General features: G+C 66.2%; 12 protein-coding genes. 9 read left to right on the forward strand and 3 right to left on the reverse strand.

What is annotated here, in order from left to right; translation table 11 throughout:
- The 4 genes from infB to rbfA form a co-directional block, all read left to right on the forward strand.
- Nucleotides 1-2330: translation initiation factor IF-2 (gene infB / locus AX708_RS13375; protein ID WP_067490238.1), on the forward strand; the 2330-nt coding region annotated here is incomplete at its 5' end.
- Entirely contained in the window at nucleotides 2327-2773 is a 447-nt protein-coding gene (locus tag AX708_RS13380; protein ID WP_066524822.1) for a PaaI family thioesterase, read from the forward strand. The genes infB and AX708_RS13380, both read left to right, overlap by 4 nt.
- Nucleotides 2773-3330, forward strand: a complete 558-nt coding sequence (locus AX708_RS13385) for a DUF1697 domain-containing protein (RefSeq protein ID WP_066524820.1) — start codon at nucleotides 2773-2775, stop codon at nucleotides 3328-3330. The genes AX708_RS13380 and AX708_RS13385 overlap by 1 nt, the downstream gene beginning before the upstream one ends.
- A 4-nt stretch (nucleotides 3331-3334) precedes the next feature.
- Complete coding sequence (gene rbfA, locus AX708_RS13390; RefSeq protein ID WP_066524819.1) at nucleotides 3335-3745, forward strand: 30S ribosome-binding factor RbfA; 411 nt, start codon at nucleotides 3335-3337, stop codon at nucleotides 3743-3745.
- Here the strand turns inward: rbfA and AX708_RS13395 are convergent.
- Nucleotides 3742-4320: a YceI family protein gene (locus AX708_RS13395; RefSeq protein ID WP_066524816.1), complete on the reverse strand. Its 579-nt coding sequence runs from the start codon at nucleotides 4318-4320 to the stop codon at nucleotides 3742-3744. The two genes, rbfA and AX708_RS13395, sit on opposite strands and share 4 nt — an antisense overlap.
- A gap of 80 nt (nucleotides 4321-4400) precedes the next feature.
- Here AX708_RS13395 and AX708_RS13400 point away from each other — a divergent pair, with 80 nt between their 5' ends.
- From AX708_RS13400 to AX708_RS13420, 5 genes are all read left to right on the forward strand, one after another.
- Nucleotides 4401-4976 (forward strand): thymidine kinase, encoded by a 576-nt coding sequence (locus AX708_RS13400; RefSeq protein WP_066524814.1) that lies wholly within the window; start codon nucleotides 4401-4403, stop codon nucleotides 4974-4976.
- Nucleotides 4973-5908, forward strand: a complete 936-nt coding sequence (gene truB, locus AX708_RS13405) for a tRNA pseudouridine(55) synthase TruB (protein WP_066524811.1) — start codon at nucleotides 4973-4975, stop codon at nucleotides 5906-5908. The genes AX708_RS13400 and truB overlap by 4 nt, the downstream gene beginning before the upstream one ends.
- 12 nt (nucleotides 5909-5920) lie before the next feature.
- Complete coding sequence (rpsO, locus tag AX708_RS13410) at nucleotides 5921-6190, forward strand: 30S ribosomal protein S15 (protein ID WP_066524809.1); 270 nt, start codon at nucleotides 5921-5923, stop codon at nucleotides 6188-6190.
- Between the two features lie 177 nt (nucleotides 6191-6367).
- Nucleotides 6368-8653: a polyribonucleotide nucleotidyltransferase gene (gene pnp / locus AX708_RS13415; RefSeq protein WP_066524807.1), complete on the forward strand. Its 2286-nt coding sequence runs from the start codon at nucleotides 6368-6370 to the stop codon at nucleotides 8651-8653.
- 72 nt (nucleotides 8654-8725) lie between these two features.
- Nucleotides 8726-9406 (forward strand): spermidine synthase, encoded by a 681-nt coding sequence (locus AX708_RS13420; protein ID WP_066524801.1) that lies wholly within the window; start codon nucleotides 8726-8728, stop codon nucleotides 9404-9406.
- Here the strand turns inward: AX708_RS13420 and AX708_RS13425 are convergent.
- Both AX708_RS13425 and AX708_RS13430 read right to left on the reverse strand, forming a co-directional pair.
- Complete coding sequence (locus tag AX708_RS13425; RefSeq protein ID WP_066524799.1) at nucleotides 9394-10350, reverse strand: YdiY family protein; 957 nt, start codon at nucleotides 10348-10350, stop codon at nucleotides 9394-9396. The two genes, AX708_RS13420 and AX708_RS13425, sit on opposite strands and share 13 nt — an antisense overlap.
- Nucleotides 10351-10624: 274 nt before the next feature.
- Nucleotides 10625-10895 (reverse strand): GcrA family cell cycle regulator (locus AX708_RS13430; protein WP_233999662.1); only part of this gene is annotated, 271 nt, incomplete at its 5' end.

The raw sequence follows: 10895 nt of genomic DNA on the forward strand, positions 1-10895 counted from the left end.
CTCCCGCGCCGCGCCCCGCGCGTCCGGCCCCTGCCGGCGAGACCCCGCAGGAGCGCGTGAAGCGCCTGCAGCTTGAAGCCGAGGAAGAACGCCTGCGCCTCGCCGAGGAAGCCCGCAAGCGTGAGGAAGCCGAGGCGCGCGAGCGCGAGGAGGAAGAACGCCGCCGCGCCGAAGAACGCGCCCGTGCCGAGGAAGAGGCCGAGCGCCAGCGCGCCGAAGCCGCCAGCGCGCCCGCGCAGCCCGAGGCCGCGCCCGCGGCCGAGGCTCCCGCAGCCGCCGAAGATGCGCCCGCTGCCACGGCGGCGAGCGCCGCCGTCCCCGCCGCGCGCCGCTTCACCCCGGTCGAACGGCCCGAGCCCAAGCGTCCCGCTGCGGTCGAAGCCAAGCCCAAGAAGAAGGACGAAAAGCGCGCGGCCCCTGCCGATGAGAGCAAGGACAACCGCCGCTCGGGCAAGCTCACCGTCACGCGCGCGCTGAACGAGGACGAAGGCCGCCGCGCCCGCAGCCTCGCCGCCTTGAAGCGCGCCCGCGAGAAGGAACGCCGCGGGCAGGGCGGCCCCAGCAAGCCGCGCGAAAAGCAGGTGCGCGACGTGGTCGTCCCCGAGGCGATCACCGTCAGCGAGCTCGCCAACCGCATGGCCGAGAAGGGCGCCGACCTCGTGAAGGCGCTGTTCAACATGGGCATGATGGTCACGGTCAACCAGACGATCGATCAGGACACCGCCGAGCTCCTCGTCGAGGAATTCGGCCACAACATCACCCGCGTCTCGGCGAGCGATGTCGATATCGACACCAGCGCCGACGAGGATCCGATCGAGACGCAGAAGCCGCGTCCCCCGGTGGTGACGATCATGGGCCATGTCGACCACGGCAAGACCAGTCTGCTCGATGCCCTGCGCGGCACCGATGTGGTGAAGGGCGAGGCCGGCGGCATCACCCAGCACATCGGCGCCTACCAGATCACCACCAAGGACAAGTCGAAGATCACCTTCCTCGACACTCCCGGCCACGCGGCCTTCACCGAAATGCGCATGCGCGGGGCTAACGTCACCGACATCGTGGTGCTGGTGGTCGCGGGCGATGACGGGCTGATGCCGCAGACCATCGAGGCGATCAACCACACCAAGGCGGCGGGCGTGCCGATGATCGTGGCGATCACCAAGTCGGACAAGCCCGAGTTCAACCCGCAGAAGATCCGCGAACGCCTGCTCGAGCACGAGATCGTCGTCGAGGCGATGTCGGGCGACGTGCAGGACGTGGAAGTCTCGGCCAAGACCGGCGCGGGGCTCGACAACCTGATCGACGCGATCAACCTCCAGGCCGAACTGCTCGAGCTGAAGGCGCGGCCCGACCGCGATGCCGAGGCGACCGTGATCGAAGCCCAGCTCGACAAGGGCCGCGGGCCGGTTGCGACCGTGCTCGTCACCCGCGGGACGCTGAAGCGCGGCGATACCTTCGTGGTCGGCACGCAAAGCGGCAAGGTCCGCGCGATCGTCGACGACAAGGGCCAGCAACTGAAGGAAGCCGGCCCCTCGATGCCGGTCGAGGTGCTCGGCCTCGGCGGGGTGCCCTCGGCGGGTGACCAGCTCACCGTGGTCGAGAACGAGCAGCGCGCCCGCGAGGTCGCCAAGTACCGTCAGGAACTCGCGACCGAAAAGCGCACGGCCCTCGCGCCGACAAATTTCGACACGATGTTCGCAGGCCTCGCCTCCAACGTCATCGAATATCCGGTGGTGGTGAAGGCGGACGTGCAGGGCTCGGTCGAAGCGATCGTCAACGCGCTTCACAACCTCTCGAACGACGAGATCAAGGTGCGCGTGCTGAACGCAGGCGTGGGTGCGATCACCGAGAGCGACGTGCTGCTGGCGGGGGCCTCCAAGGCGCCGATCATCGGCTTCAACGTGCGTCCCAACGCCAAGGCGCGCGAGCTCCTGAAGCGCGACAATGTGCGGATGATGTATTACGACGTCATCTACCACCTCACCGATGCGGTCGCCAAGGAGATGGCGGGCGAGCTCGGGCCGGAGCGGATTGAAACCGTTGTGGGCCGTGCAGAGGTCAAGCAGGTCTTCCCGGCGGGCAAGAAGGACAAGGCGGCAGGTCTGCTGGTGCTGGAAGGCGCGATCCGCAAGGGTCTGTTCGCGCGTCTCACTCGCGCCGACGTCATCGTCTCGGCCACCAAGATCGCCTCGCTCAGGCGCTTCAAGGACGATGTCGACGAAGTGCGCGCCGGTCTTGAATGCGGCGTGGTGCTCGAGGACACCAACGACATCAAGCCAGGCGACAACCTCGAAGTCTTCTCGGTCGAGGAGCGCGAGCGGACGCTGTGAGCCTGACGGACCCGCACTACCCAGACGATGCCGGGCAGTCGCCGCACACGGCGCTGCTCGGCAGCGAGTTCGTCGGCTTCGACGACGCGAGCCAGACCGTCACCATGCGATTCACCGTGAAGCGCGAGGTCTGCACCTGGCGCGGCGGCGTGCAGGGCGGGCTGGTGGCGGGCTATCTCGATGACGTGATGGGCTATGCCTATGTCGCGGCGACCGGCGGCGTGATGGCGCCGCTTAACCTCGACATATCCATGAGCCTCATCCGCCTGATCCCCGAGGGCGCGACCATCATCGGCAAGGGCCGGGTTGTGAAGGCGGGGCAGCGGGTCATCTTCCTCGAAGGCGAACTGCTGGGCGAGGACGGCACGATCTACGCCCGCTCCACCTCGACCGCGATCCCGACCCCGCGCCCGACGCCGACCGCGACCGGAATGGAGCGATAATGCCCGGGGACAACCGGCGCTATCTGGCGCTGCTGGGCAGCATCAATGTGGGCGGCAACCGGATCGCCATGGCCGATCTCAGGCTTGCGCTGGAGGAGGCCGGGTTTCGCGACGTTGTGACGGTGGCAGCCAGCGGCAATGTCATTCTGAGCGACAGCCGCGATCCGGCCAGCATTGAAGTCGCGCTCGAAAGCGTGATTGCCGCGCGCTACGGGTTCAAATCCTGTGCCATGGTTCGCACCCGCGAACAGGTGCGCGCCGCGATTGACGAAAACCCGTTCCACGGCACCGGTCCGCAGCATGGGTCAGACAAGATGGTCCACTCGATCTTCTTGAGCCGGCAACCCGACCGCGCAGATTTCGATCAGCTTGTGGCGGACCACCGCGCCCGAGGCGGCGAGCGTTTGGCGATGGGTGACCGCGTGCTGTTTCTCGATTATGTCCACGGGGTGGGTGTGTCGGACCTGTCGAACAAGACGCTGGAGCGCAGGCTCCGCTGCAGGGGCACGGCGCGCAACATGAACTCGCTCAAGAACCTCCTGTCGAAGATGACCTGACGCTATGGCCGCCAAACAACCCTTCACCGCCGAGCAGCAATCGGTCCGCGTCCTCAAGGTGGGCGAGCGGGTGCGGCATATCCTCTCGGAACTGCTCGCGCGCGGCGAGGTGCATGACGATGTGGTGAGCGCCGCGCACATCGCGGTCACCGAGGTGCGCATGACTCCCGACCTGCGCCATGCGACGGCTTACGTAAAGCCCTTGCTCGGCGCGGGCGACGAGGAGGTTGTTCACGCCCTCAGGCAGAACACCGCCTTCCTCCAGCGCGAGGTCGCCCAGCGCCTCGGCCTCAAATTCGCCCCCAAGCTGAAGTTCCGCAAGGACGAGAGCTTCGCCGAGGCCGACCGGATCGAAGCGCTGCTGCGCGATCCCAAGGTGGCGCGCGATCTGGATGACGAGGACGACGACGCCTAGCGCGGCAGCATGCGCGCCTTCAGCGTGATGTCGACCTTGTTGCCCACGATCAGCTGGTAGGACTTCATCCCGAACTGCCGCCGGTCGATGGTGGTGGTACCCGTGAAGCTGATCGGCATGCCGACATTGCGCAACGGATCGGCATCGAAGGTCACCTTGAGCGTGGCGGGCTTCGTCACCCCGCGCGCGGTCAGATCGCCCGATACGGTGCCCGTGGTCGCGGTGGCGAGTTTCAGCGAGCGGCCCGTGAAGCGGATCGTGGGATATTTCTCCACCCAGAAGAACTTCTCGCCCCGCAGCCGCGCCAGCGTGACCGAGTCGGGCGCCTGGATCGCGGTCGCATCGAAGGTCACGTCGATCACCGCCTTCTCGGGCGCGCCGGGAACGATCGTCACCGCGCCCTCCATGCGGGGAAAGCGCGCGGTCTTGCTGGAGAGGCCGAAGAAGGGGACCTTGGCCGAGACATTGCTGGCCGAGGCATCGAGCGTGTAGCGCTGCGGCGTGCTGGCGGTGTTGGCAAGCGCGAAGGCGGCCAGCAGAGGCAGCAGAAGCAGGCGGGTGAGGGGGCTCGTCATACCATTTCCCATACGCACGACCTGCGCAAAAGGTTCACATCGCGCTCGCCCCTGACGCGGCAAAGCGATAGGCAGCCGCGATGGCCAAGCTCTACTTCTACTATGCCAGCATGAATGCAGGCAAATCCTCGCACCTGTTGCAGGCCGATTTCAACTATCGCGAGCGGGGGATGCGCACCATGCTATGGACCGCCGCGCTCGATAGCCGCTCGGCCGGGATGGTGCGCAGCCGCATCGGGCTGGAGAGCGAGGCGCACACATTCACGCCCGCAACCGACCTGTGGGCCGAAGTGAACGCGTTCCATGACGCGGGCAAGCTCGATTGCGTGCTGGTCGACGAGGCGCAGTTTCTCTCGCCCGATCAGGTGTGGCAGCTTGCGCGTTTAGCGGACGAGGCGGGGATACCGGTTCTGTGCTATGGTCTCAGGACCGACTTTCAGGGGGCGCTGTTCCCCGGCTCGGCGGTGCTGCTGGGCATCGCGGACGCGCTGGTGGAGCTGAAGGCCGTGTGCCACTGCGGGCGCAAGGCGACCATGAACCTGCGAGTCGACGAAAGCGGCGCGGCGGTCAGGCAGGGCCGGCAGACCGAAATCGGCGGGAACGACCGCTATGTCGCGCTGTGCCGCAAGCATTTCTCCGAGGCCCTGAACGGATGAGCGCGCCGCTATCCGGCTGGCTGATCCTCGACAAGCCGAGGGGCATGGGCAGCACGCAAGGGGTGAGCGCGGTGAAGCGCGTGCTGCGCCAGAACGGCTATGCCAAGACCAAGGTCGGCCATGGCGGCACGCTAGATCCGCTGGCCGAGGGCGTGCTGCCGATTGCCTTGGGGGAGGCAACTAAGCTTGCCGGGCGGATGCTCGATGCGAGCAAGATCTACGAGTTCACCGTGCAGTTCGGGCGGGAGACCGACACGCTCGATACGGAGGGCGCCGTGATTGCCCAGTCCGATGTGCAGCCGGGGTTCGGGCCGGTCGAGACCGTGCTGGCCGAACGTTTCACTGGCGAGATCGAGCAGATTCCGCCTGCCTATTCGGCGCTCAAGGTCGATGGCGCGCGCGCGTACGATCTGGCGCGGCGCGGCGAGGAGGTGGCGCTGCCGTCCCGCAAGGTCACGATCTACGGCTGGGAGTATGTCGCGGAAGGTTTTGTCGGCGAGTTTGATGCAAGCGAGCAGTATGCGACTTTGCGCGTGCATGTCTCCAAGGGCACCTACATCCGCTCCCTCGCCCGCGACATTGCCCATGCGCTGGGCACCTGTGGTCATGTTACCTACCTCAGGCGCATCAAGGCCGGGCCCTTCCGGCAGGAACAAGCGATTTCGCTGGACTTCATGGAGGAAAGCGCTAAGGGCCGGGGCCTTGAACACCTCCTCCTGCCGCTGGAGGCGGGGCTGGACGACATCCCGGCCCTCGCACTCGACCAGACAAGCGCGCAGGCGGTCCGACAGGGCCGGGTGCTGTCTGGCATGCCCCACTCATCCGGGCTCTACCTCGCCAAGCTGGGCACTGTCCCGGTGGCGCTGATGGAGATTTCGGATGGCACGGCCACGGTCGTGCGCGGGTTCAACCTTCCCGATGTCGCTGAGTAAGAGAGAACGAATATGTCGGTGACCGCCGAAAAGAAGCAGGAAGTCATTGCCTCGAACGCCCGTGATCCCAAGGACACCGGCAGCCCGGAAGTCCAGGTCGCGATCCTCACCGAGCGCATCCGCAACCTCACCGAGCACTTCAAGGATCACCACAAGGACAACCACTCGCGTCGTGGCCTCCTCATGATGGTCAACAAGCGTCGCACGCTGCTCGCCTACCTCAAGAAGAAGGATGTCGAGCGTTACAACGCCCTGATCCAGAAGCTGGGTCTGCGTAAGTAAGAGTTTCGCGTTGAAAGGCGGCTCAAGGGCCGCCTTTCTCGCATTTGGGGCCCGCAGACATCCGGTCTGCCGCGCCCCGGGGCCAGATCAGTGCCCCGCACCGGACCGGGACGGTCTTTTCCCCGGCACATGAGGCCCCGCCCGGCAATATGGCCGCGCGGGTCAGAAGGAAAACCAATGTTCGACACGAAAACCGTATCGCTGGAGTGGGGCGGAAAGACCCTCACTCTGGAAACCGGGCGCATTGCCCGTCAGGCCGATGGCGCGGTCCTCGCCACCTATGGCGAAACCGTGGTGCTGTGCGCTGTCACCGCCGCCAAGTCGGTGAAGGAAGGGCAGGACTTCTTCCCGCTCACCGTCCACTATCAGGAAAAGTTCTCGGCCGCCGGGCGCATCCCGGGCGGCTTCTTCAAGCGTGAACGCGGCGCGACCGAGAAGGAAACGCTCACCAGCCGCCTGATCGACCGTCCGATCCGTCCGCTCTTCCCCGAAGGCTTCTACAACGAGATCAACGTGATCGCGCAGGTCCTGTCGTTCGACGGCGAGACCGAGGCCGATATCGTCGCGATGATCGCGGCCTCGGCGGCGCTGACCATCTCGGGCGTGCCCTTCATGGGCCCGATCGGCGCCGCGCGCGTCGGCTTCGTCGACGGCGAATACACGCTGAACCCGAAGCAGGACAAGGCGCTCGCCGAAGGCCGTCTCGACCTCGTGGTCGCCGCGACCGACAAGGCCGTGATGATGGTCGAATCCGAGGCCAAGGAACTGACCGAGGAAGAAATGCTCGGCGCCGTCATGTTCGCGCATGACGAGATCCGCAAGGTGATCGGCGCGATCGTCGAACTCGCCGAGAAGGCCGCCAAGGATCCGTGGGATATCGACGTCAGCGACAACACCGCCGACATCAAGGCGAAGCTCAAGGAACTGGTCGGCGCGGATATTGCTGCTGCCTACAAGCTCACCGACAAGTCGGCGCGTTCCAACGCGCTGAACGAGGCGCGGGCCAAGGCCAAGGCGGCGTTTGCCGACGAAACCCCGCAGACCCAGATGGTCGCGATCAAGACCATGAAGAAGGTGGAAGCGGACATCGTGCGCACCGCCATCCTCAAGGAAGGCGCGCGCATCGACGGCCGCAAGCTCGATCAGGTCCGCCCGATCGAAGCCATCGTCGGCTTCCTGCCGCGCACCCACGGTTCGTCGCTCTTCACCCGCGGCGAGACGCAGGCGATCTGCACCACCACCTTGGGCACCAAGGACAGCGAGCAGATGATCGACGGGCTCGAGGGCCTCAGCTATTCGAGCTTCATGCTGCACTACAACTTCCCGCCCTATTCGGTCGGTGAAGTGGGCCGCTTCGGCGCGCCGGGTCGCCGCGAAGTCGGTCACGGCAAGCTCGCCTGGCGCGCGCTCAATCCCGTGCTGCCGAGCAAGGAAGACTTCCCCTACACCATCCGCGTGCTGTCGGACATCACCGAGTCGAACGGCTCGTCGTCGATGGCGACCGTGTGCGGCGGCTGTCTGTCGATGATGGATGCCGGCGTTCCGGTGAAGGCTCCGGTTTCGGGCATCGCCATGGGCCTGATCCTCGAAGGTGACGAATTCGCCGTCCTCTCGGACATTCTGGGCGATGAAGACCACCTCGGCGACATGGACTTCAAGGTTGCCGGGACCGCCGAAGGCATCACCACGATGCAGATGGACATCAAGGTCGCCGGCATCACGCAGGAGATCATGGCCAAGGCGCTCGAGCAGGCCAAGGCCGGCCGTCAGCACATCCTTGGCGAAATGGCCAAGGCGCTGACCGGTGCCCGCACCGAAGTCAGCAAGCACGCGCCGCGCATCGAGACGATCCAGATCGACAAGTCGAAGATCCGTGACGTCATCGGCACCGGCGGCAAGGTGATCCGCGAGATCGTCGCCGAAACCGGCGCCAAGGTCGACATCGACGATGAAGGCGTGATCAAGATCTCGTCCAGCAACCTCGACGAGATCGAAGCGGCGAAGAAGTGGATCCTCGGCATCGTCGAGGAAGCCGAAGTCGGCAAGATCTACAACGGCAAGGTCGTCAACATCGTCGATTTCGGCGCCTTCGTGAACTTCATGGGCGGCAAGGACGGCCTCGTCCACGTCTCGGAAATGCGCAATGAGCGAGTCGAGAAGCCTACCGATGTCGTCTCCGAAGGCATGGAAGTGAAGGTCAAGGTCCTCGAGATCGACCAGCGCGGCAAGGTCCGCCTGTCGATGCGCGTGGTCGACCAGGAAACCGGCGAAGAGCTGGAGGACACCCGTCCGCCCCGCGAACCGCGCGAACCGCGCGGTGATCGTGGCGACCGCGGCGATCGTCGCGGCCCCAAGGGCGGCGGGCGCGGCGGGGATCGCGGCGGGCGTGACCGCGGCGGCGACCGCGGCGGGCGCGAGCGTGACAGCGGTCCGGCCGGTCTGCCCGACTTCCTGAAGGACTAATCGCCTCGAGAGAGGTATGAACAGGAGGCCGCCCGGAGCGATCCGGGCGGCCTTGCTTTTGGATTTGCACCGATGCTCCAGCGCGAACTGATCGACACAACCCAGATCGAGGATGGCGTCACCCTCGAACTCTACACCCATGCCGGTCACTTCATGATCGTGATGGGCCGCAACGAGCTGATGAGCACGCGGATGCGCTTTTCCGAGGAGCAGCTCGCCGACCTCACGATCGACCGCCTCGGCAAGGCCAATGCGCGCATCCTGATCGGCGGCTACGGCATGGGTTTCACCTACCGCGCAGCCGCCGCCAAGCTGGGCGCCAAGGCGCAGATCGTGGTGGCCGAGATTTCCGAGGCGATCATCGACTGGGCCAGGGGGCCGATGGCCGAACTGACGGGCGAGGGCCTCGCCGACCCGCGCCTCGACCTGAAAATCTGCGATGTTGCCGCCCTCATCGATGACGCGAACGACGGCACTTGCGCCAAATTCGATGCGATCCTGCTCGATGTCGACAATGGCCCCGACGGGATCGTGCGCGATGCCAACAACCGGATCTATTCGCGCACCGGCCTTGCCAAGGCGCGGGACGCCTTGAAGCCGGGCGGCATTCTGGCGGTGTGGTCAGCCGGGCCCGACCCTGCTTTCCGCAAGCGGCTCTACGACACCGGACTCCAAGTCACCGAATGGAACGTTCGCTCGCGCCCGGGCAACAAGGGCGCGCATCACATCATCTGGTTCGCTCAAAAATCATAAATCAGCGTCACGCGGCTCAGCGTGTCGGTCTGCACCGCGCCCGGCGCCGGGTTGCTGTCGTATTCGAGCGCATAGGAAAACCGTGCCTTCAGCTTCTTGGCGATCGCCGCGTCGAGCCCGGTCACGAGGTCGATCGAGGTGTTGCGCGAATCGATGATCGCGACCGCCGAACCCCCGGTCTCGGCCACGGCGTTGGTGTCCTGCGTAAGCTTCAGACGATCGGTGATCTGCCAGTCGAAATCGAGCGCGAGGAGGCCGGCGATGCGGTCCTCGGTGCGCCCGTCGGTGAACTGGGTGAGGCGGTAGGCCGGGCCGGCCTTCACCGATAGCTGCACGGCCTTGCCCTTGATCGCCTGGTAGCCCATGCCCCCGGAGATCGCGTAGCGTGCATCGAAGCCCTGGAAGCGGTCGGCCTCGTACTGGGCGAGGGCATAGACGTAGAAATCGTCCGAGACCTTCACGTCGGGCTCGTAGCGGGCGAGGAACTGCTCGCGCGTGGTCACCCCGCTGGCGCGCTGGTAATCGGCGCGGCCGGTCAGGCGGTGGCGCCACTTGATCCCCTGCCGCTCGAGCGTGAGGCCCGCGGTGATGCCGGTGGTCGAGGTGTTGCCGGTCGACCGGAAGCCGCCGAGCTCGCCCTTGCCGCTCCAGTTGTCGAACACATCGGCCTCGCGCAGCGCGGCGAGGCGGGCTTCTTCCTCGGCCTTCTTGCGCGCGGCTAGCGCGGTGGTGAAGGTGGCGACGAGCGCGTCGATCTCGGCGGTGTCGGCCGGGTTGGTCGCCTTCGCGATGTCGGCGATGGTGCGCACCTTGGTCTCGTCGCCCGTGGCAATCGCGGCATCGATCATCGCGCGCACGGGCGCGGGCAGTTCGGCGAGGGCAGGCTGGGCGGCCCCGGCGAGCGCGGCGGCGATGGTGAAGCTGACGATCCGTCCCGCACTCATGGTAGCGCTCCCTTCGGCTCGACGCTCAATAGCGGCCAGCGGCGGGCGAGGGCAAGCCTTGCCGGGCGCGGGAGGCAGAAAACACTTTCCTACAGCACCTTGCCTGGCGCAGCCTGCATTCATGCCGATCAGCCGTCTTTTCTCCCCCGCATCGCTCCCGTGGCAGGGAGCGTATGCGGAGGGGACAAATTTGGCATTACACTGTGTCTCATGTGTCTCCTACGACAGCCTCGCGGGCACGAAGCTGAACGGGGACATCGGCGAATCGGCGGCCCTAGCGGACGCGGGGACCACCGAAGGGCAGCGGCGGGGGCGGACGGCGCACGCCGCGCGGCAACTGGGCCTGATAGGCGCGGCCGCAATGCTCGACGCAATAGGGGAAGCCCGGGTTCACCTGCTCGCCGCAGAAGTGGAAGTCGGGTTCGCCCGGGTGACCCATCGGCCAGCGGCACACCTTGTCCGACAGGTCGAGGAGGCTGGTCTTGCCGGCGATCTCGGGGCTCGGCTTGGCGGGCACGAGGCGGCGCGGCGGGGCAGGGGGGATC

This window comes from Erythrobacter sp. CCH5-A1 (genome assembly GCF_001557115.1).
In the GTDB taxonomy this organism is placed as follows: Bacteria; Pseudomonadota; Alphaproteobacteria; order Sphingomonadales; family Sphingomonadaceae; genus Erythrobacter.

What these genes read in the sequence shown, in the direction of transcription:
- rbfA (WP_066524819.1), top strand. Translation starts at nt 3,335, where the DNA reads ATGGCCGCCAAACAACCCTTCACCGCCGAGCAGCAATCGGTCCGCGTC.
- AX708_RS13425 (WP_066524799.1), bottom strand. Translation starts at nt 10,350, where the DNA reads ATGAGTGCGGGACGGATCGTCAGCTTCACCATCGCCGCCGCGCTCGCC.
- truB (WP_066524811.1), top strand. Translation starts at nt 4,973, where the DNA reads ATGAGCGCGCCGCTATCCGGCTGGCTGATCCTCGACAAGCCGAGGGGC.
- pnp (WP_066524807.1), top strand. Translation starts at nt 6,368, where the DNA reads ATGTTCGACACGAAAACCGTATCGCTGGAGTGGGGCGGAAAGACCCTC.
- AX708_RS13400 (WP_066524814.1), top strand. Translation starts at nt 4,401, where the DNA reads ATGGCCAAGCTCTACTTCTACTATGCCAGCATGAATGCAGGCAAATCC.
- AX708_RS13395 (WP_066524816.1), bottom strand. Translation starts at nt 4,320, where the DNA reads ATGACGAGCCCCCTCACCCGCCTGCTTCTGCTGCCTCTGCTGGCCGCC.
- AX708_RS13420 (WP_066524801.1), top strand. Translation starts at nt 8,726, where the DNA reads ATGCTCCAGCGCGAACTGATCGACACAACCCAGATCGAGGATGGCGTC.
- rpsO (WP_066524809.1), top strand. Translation starts at nt 5,921, where the DNA reads ATGTCGGTGACCGCCGAAAAGAAGCAGGAAGTCATTGCCTCGAACGCC.
- AX708_RS13385 (WP_066524820.1), top strand. Translation starts at nt 2,773, where the DNA reads ATGCCCGGGGACAACCGGCGCTATCTGGCGCTGCTGGGCAGCATCAAT.